Genomic DNA, 15,344 nt, shown 5'->3' on the forward strand with positions numbered 1-15,344 from the left:
GGCGGCGCGCGGCGACGTCGTCGCCACGCTGCCGGCGTTCAATCACGCAGCCGCATTGCGATTCGCCTCGATGACCGTCAACGCCGTCATGTTCACGATCCGCCGCACCGTCGCACTGGACGTGAGAATGTTCACCGGCGCATTGACCCCCAGCAGGAACGGCCCCACCGCAACGTTGCTGCCGGCTTCGGTCTTCAGCAGGTTATAGGCAATATTCCCCGCATCGACGTTCGGACACACGAGCAGGTTCGCCGCGCCCTTCAGCGGCGACATCGGCAGCAGCCGCGCCCGCAGTGCTTCGTCGAGCGCGCAGTCGCCGTGCATTTCGCCGTCCGCCTCGATGTCCGGCGCATGCGCGCGAATGATCTCCAGCGCGTTGCGCATCTTCACGCCCGACGCCGCGCTGCCCGACCCGAAGTTCGACCGCGACAGCAGCGCAACCTTCGGCGTCAGATTCAGCCACTCCATCTGGCGCGCCGCCGCGATCGTGAATTCCGCGATCTGCGCCGCATCGGGGTTGTCGTTGACGTGCGTATCGACCAGCGCGACCGTCCGCTGATTGAGCAGCAGGATATTCATCGCCGCGTAGGTCGACGCATCGGGTTTCTTGCCGATCACTTCGTCCACGAACCGCAGGTGGTTGTGATACTCGCCGACCGTCCCGCAGATCATCCCGTCCGCATCGCCGAGCCGCACCATCATCGCGCCGATCAGCGTCAGGCGACGCCGCATCTCGACGCGCGCCATCTCCTTCGAAATGCCGTCGCGGCAGCGCAGTTCCCAGTACGTCGTCCAGTATTGCGGGAAGCGTTCGTCGTATTCCGGGTTGGTGACTTCGACGTCCTCGCCGAGTCGCAGGCGCAGGCCGAAGCGCTCGATACGCGCCAGCAGCACTTCCGGACGGCCGACCAGGATCGGACGCGCGAGCTTCTCGTCGACGATGACCTGCACCGCGCGCAGCACGCGCTCGTCTTCGCCTTCGGTGAACACGATGCGCGCCTTGCCGCCGTCACGCACGAGCTGACGCGCGGCCGCGAACAGCGGCTTCATGAACGCGCCCGAGTGGTAGACGAACTGCTGCAGCTGCTCGACGTACGCGTCGAGATCCGCGAGCGGGCGCGTCGCCACGCCGCCTTCGATCGCCGCCTTGGCCACGGCCGGGGCGATACGCACGATCAGGCGCGGGTCGAACGGCTTCGGGATCAGGTATTGCGGGCCGAAGGACACTTCGTCGCCGCCATAGGCTGCCGCGACGATGTCGTTCTGCTCTTCCTGCGCGAGGCCGGCGATCGCGTGAACCGCGGCGATTTCCATTTCACGGGTGATCGTCGTTGCGCCCACATCCAGTGCGCCGCGGAAAATGTACGGGAAGCACAGGACGTTGTTGACCTGGTTCGGGAAGTCCGAGCGGCCGGTCGCGATCACGACGTCGTCGCGCGTGGCATGCGCGAGTTCCGGGAAGATTTCCGGCGTCGGGTTGGCCAGCGCGAGAATCAGCGGGCGCGGCGCCATCGACTTCAGCATGTCCGCGCTCAGGATGCCGCCGACCGACAGCCCGAGGAACACGTCGGCGTCGCCGATCACTTCGGACAGCTTGCGCGCGTCGGTGTTTTGCGCGAAGCGCTCCTTGGCCGGATCCATCAGCGTGGTGCGGCCGGTGTAGACGACGCCTTCGATGTCGGTCGCCCAGATGTTGCCGACCGGCAGGCCGATGTCGACCAGCAGGTCCAGGCAGGCCAGCGCGGCCGCACCGGCGCCCGACGTCACGACCTTCACTTCCTTGATCGACTTGCCGACGACCTTCAGCCCGTTGATGAACGCGGCGGCGACGGTAATCGCGGTGCCGTGCTGGTCGTCATGGAAGACGGGGATCTTCATGCGCTCGCGCAGCTTGCGTTCGACGGTGAAGCATTCCGGCGCCTTGATGTCCTCGAGGTTGATCCCGCCGAAGGTGGGTTCGAGGCCGGCGATGATGTCGACGAGCTTGTCCGGGTCGGTCTCGTTGATCTCGATGTCGAACACGTCGATGCCCGCGAACTTCTTGAACAGCACGGCCTTGCCTTCCATCACCGGCTTCGACGCGAGCGCGCCGATGTTGCCCAGACCCAGCACCGCGGTGCCGTTGGTGATGACCCCCACCAGATTCCCGCGGCTCGTGAAGCGGTGCGCGTTCAGCGGCTCGGCCGCGATCGATTCGCAGACGCTCGCGACGCCGGGCGTGTACGCGAGCGCGAGATCGCGCTGCGTCACGAGCGGCTTGCTGGCGACGACGGAGATCTTCCCCGGGGTCGGAAACTCGTGATAGTCGAACGCTGCCTGCTGCTGAGTCTCTGTCTGTTTCATGTTCTTGGGTCCGGGCGTGTGCGTCAGGCCAGTCCCGACGCGATCCATGGGAGTGATTCTAGGCACCCGCTATAACAAGATGATTCTGTTTTAATATTGGGGCATCACTTTTTCATGATGAATGGTTGACCAGTCAATGACATTTGACGCGAACGACATGGTCAGGCGGCTCGGTGCCCGCCTGAAGATGCGACACCTGATGCTGCTGCTGCAGATCCAGCAGCACGGGTCGCTGACGCGCGTCGCGGAGCACATGGCCAGCAGCCAGCCGGCGGTGACGAACGCGCTGTCGGAGCTGGAAAGCATGTTCGGCACGCCGCTGTTCGAGCGCTCGTCGCGCGGGATGCGGCCGACCGCGCTGGGCGCGGTGGTGCTCGAGCGGGCCAAGGCGATGCTGAAGGATCTCGACCACCTCGCCCGCGAGATGGAGGCGGTCGCGGCCGGGCATGCGGCCCACCTGCATATCGGCGTGATTCCGTTCATTTCGGGCCAGATGCTGTCGGCGGCGCTCAAGCGGCTGCAGTCGCGGATGGAGCGGCGCCTGACGGTGACGATCCACGAAGGCACCAGCGACCAGCTGCTGCTGCAACTCCGGGACCACAGCGTCGACCTCGTGATCGGGCGGGCGTCGTCGGCGGTCGATCTGGGGCAGGTGTCGTTCGAGGTGCTGTACCAGCAGCAGCCGCGGATGATCGCGAGCCGGCGGCTGGCCGCGAAACTGGCCCGCACGCGGCTCGACTGGGAGAAGCTGCACGCGCTGGACTGGATTCTCGGCGCGCCGCACACGCCGATGCGCGAGCAGGTGGCCGACCTGTTTCTGTCGGCGGGCATTGCGCCGCCGGTGCCGGTCATCGAAAGCTACTCGTCGAAGCTGATCGGCGAGATGATCGCGTCGAGCGACGAGGCCGTGTCGATCGTGCCGGCCGATATCGCGGAGGAACTGGTGCGCATCGCCGGCGTCGCGATCGTGCCTTACTCGCTGATCTGGACGTTGCCGCCGATCGCGTTGTTCACGCGCGCCGCCGACTCGCATTCGCCGGCGCGGGATCTGCTCGTTCAGGCGCTGCGCGAGATCTGCAAAGAGACCTACGTCGACGTGCCGCGATAGCGCGCCGGTTGCCGGTTCACCCGCGCATTCGCGGGCGGTAACCGGACCGGAAGCCGCACCACACCCGCTCGCACTGCCGCTCCGGAGCGGCAACGACCACGCCGCATCCGGACAAACCCATCCCCGCCTGAATTCGCATCAAACGCCCGTCACACAAGCCGCAGACCGTTCATAGTGGTTTCCACTCATAGTCGCAAATAGTCAAGAACACGTCGCCGCCGGTCGTCTTGCGACCAATATGGCCCGTTACTTTTACTCCCACGATGCAGGCCGGGACGCACTCCGCGAACCCGTCGGACATCGGTCCAAACGGGAGAGAACCCATGAAGTCGACAAAGATCGCCGCGTTCGTCGCGGCCGTGCTGGCGACCGGCGCATTCGCGACCGCGGCGCAGGCCGAAACGGATGCCGCGACCTGCCGCAACGTACGCTTCGCGGATATCGGCTGGACCGACATCACGTCCACCACGGCGCTCGCCTCGACGGTGTTCGAAGGGCTCGGCTACAAGCCGACGACGACGATCGCGTCGGTGCCGATCTCGTTTGCCGGCCTGAAGAGCAAGCAGCTCGACGTGTCGCTCGGCTACTGGTGGCCGGTGCAGCAAAAGCAGCTTCAGCCGTTCCTCGACAGCAAGTCGATCAACGTCGTCGAACCGCCGAACCTGTCGGGCGCGAAGGCGACGCTCGCGGTGCCGAGCTACGAATACCAGGCCGGCCTGAAGACCTTCGAGGACATCGCGAAACACCGCGCGGAGCTCGACGGCAAGATCTACGGGATCGAACCGGGCAGCAGCGCGAACGCGACGATCCAGAAGATGATCGACACGAACCAGTACGGCCTCGGCGGCTTCAAGCTGGTCGAATCGAGCGAGGCGGGGATGCTCGTCACGGTCGAGCGCGCGATCCGCGAGAAGAAGTGGGTCGTGTTCCTCGGCTGGGAACCGCACCCGATGAACATCCAGCTCAGCATGAACTACCTGTCCGGCGGCGACGCGTCCTTCGGTCCGAACTACGGCGAAGCGCGCGTGTACACGCTGACGGCGCCCGACTTCATCGCGCGCTGCCCGAATGCCGGCAAGCTGGTCGAGAACCTGCGTTTCTCGACGCAGCTCGAGAACCAGCTGATGCAGTCGGTGATGAACAAGACGAAGCCGGCCGACGCCGCGAAGGCGTATCTGAAGAAGAATCCGCAGGTGCTCGACGCATGGCTGGCCGGCGTCAAGACGTTCGACGGCAAGGACGGGCTGCCCGCCGTGAAGGCTTATCTCGGCCTGTAACGGCCCGCGCGCGCCGCATGCATGCGGCGCGCAGCGACGAATCATCTGCAGTACGACGGAAATCGAGCGGCACCATCCGAATCAAGCGAGGGCTCACAGCATGAACAACGAAGTCATCATCACCTGCGCGGTCACCGGTGCGGGCGACACGGTCGGCAAGCATCCGGCGATTCCGGTCACGCCGAAGGAAATCGCCGCTGCCGCGATCGAAGCGGCGAAGGCCGGCGCGACGGTCGCGCACTGCCACGTGCGCGATCCGCAGACGGGCCGCGGCAGCCGCGATCCGAACCTGTACCGCGAGGTGGTCGACCGGATCCGCTCGGCCGACGTCGACGTGATCATCAACCTGACGGCCGGCATGGGCGGCGATCTGGAAATCGGCCCGGGCGAAGACCCGATGCGCTTCGGCAAGGGCACCGATCTCGTCGGCGGCCTCACGCGTCTCGCGCACGTCGAGGAACTGCTGCCGGAAATCTGCACGCTCGATTGCGGCACGCTGAATTTCGGTGACGGCGACTACATCTACGTGTCGACGCCCGCGCAACTGCGTGCTGGCGCGAAGCGCATCCAGGAACTCGGCGTGAAGCCGGAGCTGGAAATCTTCGACACGGGCCATCTGTGGTTTGCGAAGCAGCTTCTGAAGGAAGGCCTGCTCGACGATCCGCCGCTGTTCCAGCTGTGCCTCGGCATTCCGTGGGGCGCGCCGGCCGATACCGGCACGATGAAGGCGATGGTCGACAACCTGCCGCCGGGCGCGCACTGGGCCGGCTTCGGGATCGGCCGCATGCAGATGCCGATGGTCGCGCAGGCGATGCTGCTCGGCGGCCACGTGCGCGTGGGCCTCGAAGACAACATCTGGCTCGATCGCGGCGTGCATGCGACCAACGGCACGCTCGTCGAGCGCGCGCGGGAAGTCATCGAACGGCTCGGCGGCCGCGTGCTGACGCCGGCCGAAGGGCGTCGCAAGCTCGGCCTGCCGGCGCGCGGCGAGCGTCCGCTCGAGCGCCGTGCGGTGACCGAGTTCGCGTGAGCGCTTGCAACTGATCCAGCTTGATTGCGGCGGCGCGCGCCCGAGCGCGGCCGCCGTCCGATTCCCCACGATTTGAAGGATGCGTGACATGGCTGTGAAGACCGACATCAAGACGTTCGCCGCGATCGGCACCGGCGTGATCGGCAGCGGGTGGATTTGCCGTGCGCTCGCGCACGGCCTCGACGTGGTCGTCTGGGACCCGGCGCCGGGCGCGGAAGAGCGGTTGCGCGCGAGCGTCGCGAATGCGTGGCCCGCGCTCGAACGCGTCGGCCTCGCACCGGGCGCCGATCGCGCACGGCTGCGTTTCGAATCGACGATCGAGGCCTGCGTCGCCGACGCCGACTTCATCCAGGAAAGCGCGCCCGAGCGCGAGGCGCTGAAGCTCGAACTGCACGAACAGATCAGCCGCGCGGCGAAGCCCGACGCGATCATCGCGTCGTCGACGTCGGGGCTGCTGCCGACCGACTTCTATGCGCGGGCGACGCATCCGGAGCGCTGCGTGGTCGGCCACCCGTTCAATCCGGTCTACCTGCTGCCGCTCGTCGAGGTGCTCGGCGGCGAGCGCACGTCGCCGGAAGCCGTGGAAGCGGCGATGGAGATCTATCGCAAGCTCGGCATGCGGCCGCTGCACGTGCGCAAGGAAGTGCCCGGTTTCATCGCGGACCGGCTGCTCGAAGCGCTGTGGCGCGAGGCGCTGCATCTGGTCAACGAAGGCGTCGCGACGACCGGAGAGATCGACGACGCGATCCGCTTCGGCGCGGGCATCCGCTGGTCGTTCATGGGCACGTTCCTGACCTACACGCTGGCCGGCGGCGACGCGGGCATGCGACACTTCATGCAGCAGTTCGGCCCCGCGCTCGAACTGCCGTGGACCAAGCTGGTCGCGCCGACGCTGACCGACGAACTGATCGACAGCGTCGTCGAAGGCACGAGCGAGCAGCAAGGCAAGCGCAGCATCAAGGAGCTCGAGCGCTATCGCGACGAGTGCATTACCGAGGTGCTGAAGGCGATCGCCGCGGTGAAGGCGCGGCACGGGATGCGATTCGAGGACTGACAACATGACCGGCGATACCCCGCTGACGATCTACCGCGACGTCGTACGGCCCGATTGGGTCGACTACAACGGCCATTTGCGCGACGCGTTCTATCTGCTGATCTTCAGCTTCGCGACCGATGCGTTGCTGGACCGCATCGGTCTCGACGACGCCACGCGTCGCGAGCGGGGCCGCTCGGTCTATACGCTCGAAGCGCATGTGAACTATCTGCAGGAGATCAAGGAAGGCACGCGCGTGCGCGTCGATGCGCGGGTGTTCGCGCATGATGCGAAGCGGCTGCACATGTATCTCGAACTGTTCGCCGACGGGCACGACGGCGCGGTGTCGGCGAGCGAGCAGATGATGCTGCACGTCGACACGCGCGACGGTGCGAAATCGGCGCCGTTCGACGACGACGTCGCTGCGCGCGTGGCCGAGCTTCACGCGTTGCAGCGCGATTGCGCGGCACCTGCGTATGCGGGCCGCGTGATCGGCCTGCCGCCGCGCCGCTAGCTCCGGATACGGAAAACCCGCACGATGCTCGAACCCGAAATCGCGGCGTTCGTTGCCGCCGTCGCCGCCGCGTATCCGGCCGATGCGGCGGCGCGTTCGGTCGACGAGCAGCGGCGCGTCTACGATCGCTTCGCGGCCGCATGGACGCCTGCCGCGCTGCCGGCCGGCATCGTGCAGCACGATGCAGTGTGGCGCGCGGCGGACGGACGTGCGATCAAGCTGCGGCGCTACGCGCCCGAGCACGGTACGCCGCGCGGCACCGTGCTGTTCTTTCATGGCGGCGGCTTCGTCGTCGGCTCGCTCGACAGTCACGCGCTGATCACCGCGCAACTGGCGGCCGACACGGGGCTCGCCGTGATCGCGGTCGACTACCGGCTCGCACCCGAGCATCGCGCACCGGCCGCGCTCGAGGATTGCCTCGCCGTCACGCGTGCCGCGCGTGACGCAGCACACTGGCCGTTCGGTTCATGCGCACGCCCGCTGACGCTCGCGGGCGACAGTGCCGGCGGCAATCTCGCGGCGGCCGTCGCGACCGCGCTGCGCGATGCGGGCGAGGGCGGCATCGACGGGATCGCACTCGTTTATCCGATGCTCGGTTTCGAACCGCAATCGCCGGCGCGCGAAACGGAAGCGCACGCGCCGATGCTGACACTCGACGACGTTCATCACTATCGCGCGCTGTACTGGGGCGATGCGGATGAAGCCGCGTTGAACGATGCTCCGCTGCTGCGCGCATCGTTGCCGCTCGCCGCGTCACGTTTCGACGGGCTGCCGCCCGTGCTCGCGATCGGCGCGGAACACGATCCGCTGCGCGACGATGCGCGCGCGTACGTCGAACGGATACGCGCGGCCGGCGGCGCCGCACGTTACTGGATGGGAGAGGGGCTGGTGCACGGTTGCTGGCGCGCGCTCGGAACGAGTCCGCAGGCGGCGCGCATGCACCGGATGGTCGGTGGGTTCTTGCTCGCACCACACGCGTAGCGGGCGTTTTCCGGGAGGCAGCGATGCAGTCAGCGCAACACCGTATCGAGGACTGGCGGACGTTTTCGGGGGATGCGGCGATTGCCGCGGTGGCGATCGGCGACGGTACGGTGGACGTCGCGTGGCACGACGCGCGACGATCGCCGTTTCATTTCGACTGGCTGCGCGACAACTGCGCGTGTTCCGCGTGCGTGCATGCGATCACGCGCGAGCAGGTGTTCGAGATCGCCGATGCGCGCGAGGATCTGGCCGCGCACACCGCGCGGATCGAAGCCGACGGCACGCTGCATGTCGAGTGGAACGACGGCCATCGCAGCGCGTGGTCGCCGGGCTGGTTGCGTGCGCATGCTTATGACGATGACTCGCGCGCGGAGCGCCAGGCCGCGCACGGACGGCATGTGTGGGCCGGCGACGATGCAACGGCCATCGGCGTGTTCGCGTGGCGCGACGTGATGGAGGATGACGGCGCGTTGCTTGCGTGGCTGCGCGCGTTGCAGCGCACCGGGCTGACGCTCGTCGAAGGCGTGCCGGCCGAGCGTGGTCGCGTCGACGAGATCGCGCGTCGCATCGGTCTGATCCGCGAGAGCAATTTCGGCGTGCTGTTCGACGTCGAATCGAAGCCGCGCCCGGACAGCAATGCCTATACGTCGCTCAACCTGCCGCCGCACACGGACTTGCCGACGCGCGAGCTGCAGCCCGGCGTGCAGTTCCTGCATTGCCTCGCGAACGACGCGACGGGCGGCGACAGCATCTTCCTCGACGGCTTCGCGCTCGCGGATGCGCTGCGGCGCGAACATCCGGCCGATTTCGAGCAACTGGCGTCGACGCCGTTCGAGTTCTGGAACAAGAGTGCGACCAGCGACTACCGCTGTTCGGCGCCCGTGATCGGGCTGGATGCGCGCGGGAACGTGACGGAAGTGCGGGTCGCGAATTTCCTGCGCGGGCCGCTCGATGCGCCGGCCGAGTCGGTCGCGGCCGTCTATCGCGCGTACCGTCGGTTTCTCGCGCTCGCGCGTGAGCCGCGTTTTCGCTTGCACCGGCGGCTGCGTTCGGGCGATATGTGGGCGTTCGACAACCGGCGCGTGCTGCATGCGCGCACCGAGTTCGATCCATCGACGGGGCGCCGCCATCTGCAGGGCTGCTACGTCGATCGCGACGAGCTGCTGTCGCGGTGGCGCGTGCTGTCGCGTTCGGCGCCCGTTGCGGCCGCGCCGCGCTGACCGGCCGCCTACACCCGTCTACCCCGCATACGAAAAAGCGCCCGGACGCACCGCGCCCGGGCGAAGCCACCCGCTGCCGGGCGGCGGAGGTATGCGTTTCATAAAAAAAGACGAGCCCGCACAGCGGGCTCGTCCGGTTACAGCTTCATCGCGCGATGCGCGGTGCGCCCGCCGGGGGCGCGTCGGCTTACTGGCCGAAGAAGATCGAGTCGCGAGCGTTCGACGACGCTGTGGCAGCCGGGGCGCCCGAGTGGACGACCGGAGCCGGTTGTGCGCCGTAGCCGCTGGCGTCGGCACCATGAACACGCGCTTCCGCCGACTGGATGTCGTTCGGGTAGTACGGGCTCGACAGGCCCGGCTTGTAGCCGGCTTGTTCGAGCTGAACCAGTTCGTTGCGGACTTGTGCGCGGGTCACGGTGCTTTGTGCGAAAGCGCCGAACGAAGCGGACAGGGCGACAGCGGCAACAACTGCGGAAACGAGCGATTTCATGATGACCTCCGGTGTTTTATTGGGTTCGCTCTCGACACCATGTCTGAAGCGATTGACTAAATCTTAGTCACCGGGACCTTCAGGGTAAACGCTGATTTTGACGATAGATTGTTTCCTGGGTGGTAACAGTGGCGCACCGAATCAGTCTTTCATCGCCCTTTCGTTTCCGTCTGCGTAATAAGTATGAAGAATGGGTGAGCCAGCGGCGTGCTGCTCAGCGTGCCTCGGCCGCCGTGTCGAACGGCTTGGCGAGCGGCCGCCCGGTGGGTGCGCCCGCGCTCAGGAAACGCACGCCCGTCGCGGCTTCCGACGTTTCCCACAACAGCGCGGCCACGGCCACGTCGCGGGCCGGGCGCGGCACGCTCGCGGGCGCCGGCAGCCCGCGCGACTCGAACCAGCCGGATGGGCCGATGTACGCGCCGCCGATGAGGTCGGGCGCCGTCGCCGCATGAATCGCCGGCAGCGCACCCTGGTCGGCAGGCTGCGCGAGATAACGGTTCGCCGCCCGCATCAGCGCGGTGCGGGCGGGCGAGCTGTCCATCGCGGGGCCCGCGAACTGCAGGTTGGTCGCCGCGTAGCCGGGATGCGCGGCGACGCTGATCCCCGCGAACGCCGCGCGCTGGAAGCGGCGCTGCAACTCGATCGCGAACACGAGGTTCGCGAGCTTGCTGTCGCAATAGGCGAGATAACGGTTGTAGCGATGCTCCGCGCGCAGGTCGTCGACGCGGATCCGGCCGCCGCGATTGAGGCCGCTCGACATCGTGACGACGCGCGCCCGCCGGGCGGCGCGCAGCGCGGGCAGCAGATGGCCGGTCAGCGCGAAATGGCCGAGGTGATTGGTGCCGAACTGCATCTCGAAGCCGTCGCGCGTATGCCGCAGCGGCAGGAACATCACGCCGGCGTTGTTGCAGAGGATGTCGACGCGGCCGTGGCGGTCGGATACGTCGTTGGCGAAGCGCTGGATCGACGCGAGATCGGCGAGGTCGAGCGGATCGACTTCGACGCGGGCAGCGGGATGAAGACGGCGGATCGCATCGGCCGCCTGCGCGGCGCGGGCGGCATCGCGGCAACCCATCACGACGGTCGCGCCCTTGGCGGCGAGCGTTTCAGCGATCTGCCAGCCGAGACCGCTGTTGGCGCCGGTCACGACCGCGACCTTGCCGCCTTGCGCCGGGACGTGGCGCGCGCTCCATGCATGCATGTCTGCCTCCCTCGGCGTGGCGATGCGCCACGGCACGTAATCGTTACATTGAGTGGTGTAACGATAGTCCGCGCAGGCGGAGCAGGCAAGCGGGGGAATTAGACCGGCGGTTCTAGGCAGGCACGCGTTTCACGCAGCCGGCCCGCGCGCGGTATTAGCCGGCGACCAGGCCGAGCACTTCGGCGGCGGAGATCATCGCGGCCGCATTCGCGGGGGCCGGGCGCTCGGCCGGGCGGAATACTTCGTCGCCGCGCTGGATGACCTGGCGCGACAGCGCGCAGGTGCCGGTGCGCTGCGCGAAGCGGCGGCGCCAGCGCTGTTCGCCGTAGTGGCAGCGGCCGGGTTCGACCCAGCGGACGACGAGCAGCGTATCGGAACGTTCGAGAATTTCGACGTGGACGTCGGCGGGATCGAGCGCAGGCAGGGATTGAGAGGCCTTCATTTTGCCGTTTCCTAAAGCTCGTGCGGTTTCAGCCTTGGCAGTGGATGTCACTACCCGATGGCGAATCCGTAGCGGTTTCCATGAGTGGTGCGCTAAATGTAAGCGTCTGTGACCGGAAAAAACATCCTGTCTGGCTCAAATTACCTTTTGCCGATTTAGAAACAATCAACCCGCATTTTCTTTGAAAAGGGCAGACAAAAACGCCCCGGACGCGGACGCCCGGGGCGGAAAATCGGCCCGCGCCGCCGTGTCTGCTCGCTCAGTCACGTGGCCCACCGCGGGGGACGGAGGTGCCCGTCAGGGATCGTCGACGGGCGGGGATGCGGTGTGCCGGGAAGCGCGGTCCGGCCATACGATGATCGCGCGTGCATCCCGTTGAGACCCTGACAGCAACATGACTTTTCTGTCAGATTCGCCGGCCGCGGCGTGACGCGGGCCGCAGAAACTGGCGGAAACCCCCGCCGGCATTGGCTTCGCGCGATGCAGGGCCGATCGTCCGGGGCGCGGATTGCACGCCAATCGGTCACTGCGACACCGCTTCCCGGCCGATTCTCCCGCTCGGGAAAATACTGAATCGCGCGACCGTGACAAATCCGGAATCTGTTCCTATGATTGGTTGGACCTTTGGTCCTTTGTGCCAATCGGCCGGCTCGCCGGCTTCTATCAGGAGAGGTGCGCATGAGATTGCAGGGCAAGCACGCGCTGGTTACGGCGGCCGGGCAGGGCATCGGCCGGGCGACCGCGTTGCGGTTCGCGAGCGAGGGCGCCGACGTGCTGGCGACCGACATCAACGAAGCCGCGCTCGCGCAGCTCGCGGCCGACGCCGAACGCGCGGGTGGCCGGCTGGCGACGCGGCGGCTCGACGTGACCGACGCGCACGCCGTCGCGGCACTCGCCGCGCAGGAACGGGCGTTCGACGTGCTGTTCAACTGCGCCGGCTTCGTCCATCACGGCTCGATCCTCGATTGCGACGACGACGCGTGGGCGTTCTCGCTGAACCTGAACGTCACGTCGATGTACCGGCTGATCCGCGCGCTGCTGCCGGCGATGCTCGAAGCGGGCGGCGCGTCGATCGTCAACATGGCGTCGGCGGCGTCGAGCGTGAAGGGCGTGCCGAACCGCTTCGTCTACGGCACGACCAAGGCCGCCGTGATCGGGCTGACCAAGGCGGTCGCGGCCGATTTCGTCGAGCAGCGCATCCGCTGCAACGCGATCTGCCCCGGCACGATCGAGTCGCCGTCGCTCGAACAGCGGATCGCCGAGCAGGCGCGCACGCGCCAGGTGTCGACTGACGCCGTACGGCAGGCATTCGTCGCGCGCCAGCCGATGGGCCGCATCGGCACCGCGGACGAAGTGGCTGCGCTCGCGGTGTATCTCGCCTCCGACGAAGCGTCGTTCACGACCGGCGCGATTCATCTGATCGACGGTGGCTGGTCAAACTGACCGAGCCTCCCATTCACTTTCCGTTTTCGTTCGGACGACCCCATGAAACTGCTGAGATTTGGCGACAAACACCATGAGAAACCGGGCCTGCTCGATGCGCAGGGCAAGATCCGCGACCTGTCGGGCGTGATCGACGGCGTCGCCGGCGACGCGCTCACCCCGGCGTCGCTCGCGCGGCTGCGCGACATCCCGCCGTCGTCGCTGCCGCTCGTCGAAGGCGAGCCGCGGCTCGGCGCGTGCGTCGGCCGCGTCGGCAAGTTCATCTGCATCGGGCTCAATTACTCCGACCACGCGGCCGAATCGGGCATGGACGTGCCGAAGGAGCCCGTCGTGTTCGGTAAATGGACGAGCGCGATCTCGGGGCCGAACGACGACGTCGAGATTCCGCGCGGCTCGGAGAAGACCGACTGGGAAGTCGAACTCGGCGTGGTGATCGGCCAGGGCGGCCGCTATATCGACGAAGCCGATGCGCTGTCGCACGTCGCCGGCTACTGCGTGGTGAATGACGTGTCGGAGCGCGAATACCAGCTCGAACGCGGCGGCACGTGGGACAAGGGCAAGGGCAACGACACGTTCGGCCCGCTCGGCCCGTGGCTCGTGACGGCCGACGAAGTGCCCGATCCGCACGCGCTGCGGCTGTGGCTCGACGTCGACGGCCACCGCTACCAGAACGGCACCACCGCGACGATGGTGTTCCGCGTGCCGCACCTGATCAGCTATCTGAGCCGCTTCATGAGCCTGCAGCCGGGCGACGTGATCTCGACCGGCACGCCGCCGGGCGTCGGGCTCGGGCAGAAGCCGCCCGTCTATCTGCGCGCCGGGCAACTGATCACGCTCGGCATCGACGGGCTCGGCGAGCAGCGCCAGCGCACCGTGCAGGCCTGATTCCCTTCAACGGACCGTTCGCCATGCCTATCATTCGTTCGATGCGCGTCCTCGACGTGCGCTTCCCGACTTCGCGCCAGCTCGACGGCTCCGATGCGATGAATCCGGATCCGGACTATTCGGCCGCGTATGTCGTGCTCGAAACCGACCACGACGGGCTCGAAGGCCACGGGCTCACGTTCACCATCGGGCGCGGCAACGAAATCTGCTGCGCGGCGATCGACGCGATGCGTCATCTCGTCGTCGGCCTCGACCTCGACTGGATCCGCGCGGACATGGGCCGTTTCTGGCGGCACGTGACGTCGGACAGCCAGTTGCGCTGGATCGGCCCCGACAAGGGCGCGATCCATCTGGCGACGGGCGCCGTCGTCAATGCGGTGTGGGACCTGTGGGCGAAGGCGGTGGGCAAGCCGCTGTGGCGGCTCGTCGCCGACATGAGCCCGGAAGACATCGTGCGCGCGGTCGATTTCCGCTACCTGACCGACTGCCTGACGCAGGACGAAGCGCTCGACCTGCTGCGCCGGCAGGCGCCGGGCAAGGCCGCGCGGATCGCGGCGCTCGAGCGCGACGGCTACCCGTGCTACACGACGTCGGCCGGCTGGCTCGGCTACAGCGACGACAAGCTGCGCCGGCTGTGCCGCGAAGCCGTGGACGCGGGTTTCGACTACGTGAAGCTGAAGGTCGGCGCGAACCTGGAAGACGACATCCGCCGCGTGACGATCGCGCGCGAGGTGATCGGCCCGGACCGCAAGCTGATGATCGACGCGAACCAGGTGTGGGAAGTCGACGAGGCGATCGACTGGGTGCGCGAGCTCGCGTTCGCGAAACCGTGGTTCATCGAGGAGCCGACGAGCCCCGACGACGTCGAAGGGCATCGCAAGATCCGCGAGGCGATCGCGCCCGTGCAGGTGGCGACCGGCGAGATGTGCCAGAACCGCGTGCTGTTCAAGCAGTTCATCGCGCGCGGCGCGATCGACGTCGTGCAGATCGACGCATGCCGGCTCGGCGGCGTGAACGAGATTCTCGCGGTGATGCTGCTGGCCGCGAAGTACGGGCTGCCGGTGTGTCCGCATGCGGGCGGCGTCGGGTTGTGCGAATACGTGCAGCATCTGTCGATGATCGACTACGTGTGCATTTCCGGCACGAAGGAAGGGCGCGTGACCGAATACGTCGATCACCTGCACGAGCATTTCGTCGAACCGTGCGTCGTGCGCGGTGCGGCGTACATGCCGCCGACGGCGCCCGGTTTTTCGATCGAGATGAAGCCCGAATCGCTCGAGCAGTATCGGTTCCGCGGCTGACAGAAACAGCACGAAGCAGCATGACGAAGCACGACGTACGATGCGCCGCGCGCGGCCTGCGCGGCGACGACACGAA

Annotated in this window: 14 protein-coding genes; 10 read left to right on the forward strand and 4 right to left on the reverse strand. The window is 67.2% G+C overall.

Annotated features, from left to right (window positions below):
* Positions 1 to 42: 42 nt before the first annotated feature.
* Positions 43 to 2,343: an NADP-dependent malic enzyme gene (locus tag BX604_RS13945; protein ID WP_098551304.1), complete on the reverse strand. Its 2,301-nt coding sequence runs from the start codon at positions 2,341 to 2,343 to the stop codon at positions 43 to 45.
* A 136-nt stretch (positions 2,344 to 2,479) separates the two neighbouring features.
* On the opposite strand from BX604_RS13945, the gene BX604_RS13950 reads away from it, so the two are divergent.
* From BX604_RS13950 to BX604_RS13980, 7 genes are all read left to right on the forward strand, one after another.
* The gene (locus BX604_RS13950; RefSeq protein WP_098551305.1) at positions 2,480 to 3,451 is read left to right on the forward strand and encodes a LysR substrate-binding domain-containing protein; all 972 of its coding nucleotides are present in this window, start codon (positions 2,480 to 2,482) and stop codon (positions 3,449 to 3,451) included.
* Between the two features lie 323 nt (positions 3,452 to 3,774).
* Complete coding sequence (locus BX604_RS13955) at positions 3,775 to 4,728, forward strand: choline ABC transporter substrate-binding protein (protein ID WP_098551306.1); 954 nt, start codon at positions 3,775 to 3,777, stop codon at positions 4,726 to 4,728.
* A 100-nt stretch (positions 4,729 to 4,828) separates the two neighbouring features.
* Complete coding sequence (locus tag BX604_RS13960) at positions 4,829 to 5,758, forward strand: 3-keto-5-aminohexanoate cleavage protein (protein WP_098551307.1); 930 nt, start codon at positions 4,829 to 4,831, stop codon at positions 5,756 to 5,758.
* Between the two features lie 88 nt (positions 5,759 to 5,846).
* The gene (locus tag BX604_RS13965; protein WP_098551308.1) at positions 5,847 to 6,812 is read left to right on the forward strand and encodes an L-carnitine dehydrogenase; all 966 of its coding nucleotides are present in this window, start codon (positions 5,847 to 5,849) and stop codon (positions 6,810 to 6,812) included.
* A gap of 4 nt (positions 6,813 to 6,816) precedes the next feature.
* Positions 6,817 to 7,305 carry a thioesterase family protein gene (locus BX604_RS13970; protein WP_098551309.1) on the forward strand — a complete coding sequence of 163 codons (489 nt, stop codon included), beginning with the start codon at positions 6,817 to 6,819 and terminating at the stop codon, positions 7,303 to 7,305.
* A 24-nt stretch (positions 7,306 to 7,329) separates the two neighbouring features.
* A complete protein-coding gene (locus BX604_RS13975) occupies positions 7,330 to 8,286 on the forward strand; it encodes an alpha/beta hydrolase (RefSeq protein ID WP_098551310.1) in 957 nt (318 codons plus the stop codon).
* 23 nt (positions 8,287 to 8,309) lie between these two features.
* On the forward strand, positions 8,310 to 9,506 hold the full coding sequence (locus BX604_RS13980) for a TauD/TfdA family dioxygenase (protein WP_098551311.1): 1,197 nt from the start codon (positions 8,310 to 8,312) through the stop codon (positions 9,504 to 9,506).
* 187 nt (positions 9,507 to 9,693) lie between these two features.
* Here BX604_RS13980 and BX604_RS13985 read toward each other — a convergent pair whose 3' ends face one another.
* The 3 genes from BX604_RS13985 to BX604_RS13995 all read right to left on the reverse strand — a co-directional run bounded on the left by BX604_RS13985 (position 9,694) and on the right by BX604_RS13995 (position 11,639).
* Entirely contained in the window at positions 9,694 to 9,996 is a 303-nt protein-coding gene (locus BX604_RS13985) for a DUF4148 domain-containing protein (protein ID WP_098551312.1), read from the reverse strand.
* Between the two features lie 214 nt (positions 9,997 to 10,210).
* Entirely contained in the window at positions 10,211 to 11,197 is a 987-nt protein-coding gene (locus tag BX604_RS13990) for an oxidoreductase (protein WP_098551313.1), read from the reverse strand.
* A gap of 154 nt (positions 11,198 to 11,351) precedes the next feature.
* Entirely contained in the window at positions 11,352 to 11,639 is a 288-nt protein-coding gene (locus BX604_RS13995) for a DUF3331 domain-containing protein (protein WP_098551314.1), read from the reverse strand.
* A gap of 678 nt (positions 11,640 to 12,317) precedes the next feature.
* Between BX604_RS13995 and BX604_RS14000 the strand changes: the two genes are divergently transcribed.
* Genes BX604_RS14000 through BX604_RS14010 form a run of 3 tightly spaced genes read left to right on the forward strand, consistent with a single transcriptional unit; the run spans position 12,318 to position 15,268 of the window.
* Entirely contained in the window at positions 12,318 to 13,082 is a 765-nt protein-coding gene (locus BX604_RS14000) for an SDR family oxidoreductase (RefSeq protein WP_098551315.1), read from the forward strand.
* A 42-nt stretch (positions 13,083 to 13,124) separates the two neighbouring features.
* Positions 13,125 to 13,967, forward strand: a complete 843-nt coding sequence (locus tag BX604_RS14005; protein ID WP_098551316.1) for an ureidoglycolate lyase — start codon at positions 13,125 to 13,127, stop codon at positions 13,965 to 13,967.
* 23 nt (positions 13,968 to 13,990) lie between these two features.
* Positions 13,991 to 15,268, forward strand: coding sequence for an L-fuconate dehydratase (locus BX604_RS14010; RefSeq protein ID WP_098551317.1), 1,278 nt, complete (start codon positions 13,991 to 13,993; stop codon positions 15,266 to 15,268).
* The last annotated feature ends 76 nt before the right edge of the window (positions 15,269 to 15,344 follow it).

This window comes from Burkholderia sp. JKS000303, assembly GCF_002563755.1.
In the GTDB taxonomy this organism is placed as follows: Bacteria; Pseudomonadota; Gammaproteobacteria; order Burkholderiales; family Burkholderiaceae; genus Burkholderia; species Burkholderia anthina_B.

What these genes read in the sequence shown, in the direction of transcription:
- BX604_RS13970 (WP_098551309.1), top strand. Translation starts at nt 6,817, where the DNA reads ATGACCGGCGATACCCCGCTGACGATCTACCGCGACGTCGTACGGCCC.
- BX604_RS13965 (WP_098551308.1), top strand. Translation starts at nt 5,847, where the DNA reads ATGGCTGTGAAGACCGACATCAAGACGTTCGCCGCGATCGGCACCGGC.
- BX604_RS13975 (WP_098551310.1), top strand. Translation starts at nt 7,330, where the DNA reads ATGCTCGAACCCGAAATCGCGGCGTTCGTTGCCGCCGTCGCCGCCGCG.
- BX604_RS13960 (WP_098551307.1), top strand. Translation starts at nt 4,829, where the DNA reads ATGAACAACGAAGTCATCATCACCTGCGCGGTCACCGGTGCGGGCGAC.
- BX604_RS13980 (WP_098551311.1), top strand. Translation starts at nt 8,310, where the DNA reads ATGCAGTCAGCGCAACACCGTATCGAGGACTGGCGGACGTTTTCGGGG.
- BX604_RS13985 (WP_098551312.1), bottom strand. Translation starts at nt 9,996, where the DNA reads ATGAAATCGCTCGTTTCCGCAGTTGTTGCCGCTGTCGCCCTGTCCGCT.
- BX604_RS13955 (WP_098551306.1), top strand. Translation starts at nt 3,775, where the DNA reads ATGAAGTCGACAAAGATCGCCGCGTTCGTCGCGGCCGTGCTGGCGACC.
- BX604_RS14005 (WP_098551316.1), top strand. Translation starts at nt 13,125, where the DNA reads ATGAAACTGCTGAGATTTGGCGACAAACACCATGAGAAACCGGGCCTG.
- BX604_RS13995 (WP_098551314.1), bottom strand. Translation starts at nt 11,639, where the DNA reads ATGAAGGCCTCTCAATCCCTGCCTGCGCTCGATCCCGCCGACGTCCAC.
- BX604_RS13990 (WP_098551313.1), bottom strand. Translation starts at nt 11,197, where the DNA reads ATGCATGCATGGAGCGCGCGCCACGTCCCGGCGCAAGGCGGCAAGGTC.
- BX604_RS13950 (WP_098551305.1), top strand. Translation starts at nt 2,480, where the DNA reads ATGACATTTGACGCGAACGACATGGTCAGGCGGCTCGGTGCCCGCCTG.
- BX604_RS14010 (WP_098551317.1), top strand. Translation starts at nt 13,991, where the DNA reads ATGCCTATCATTCGTTCGATGCGCGTCCTCGACGTGCGCTTCCCGACT.
- BX604_RS13945 (WP_098551304.1), bottom strand. Translation starts at nt 2,343, where the DNA reads ATGAAACAGACAGAGACTCAGCAGCAGGCAGCGTTCGACTATCACGAG.
- BX604_RS14000 (WP_098551315.1), top strand. Translation starts at nt 12,318, where the DNA reads ATGAGATTGCAGGGCAAGCACGCGCTGGTTACGGCGGCCGGGCAGGGC.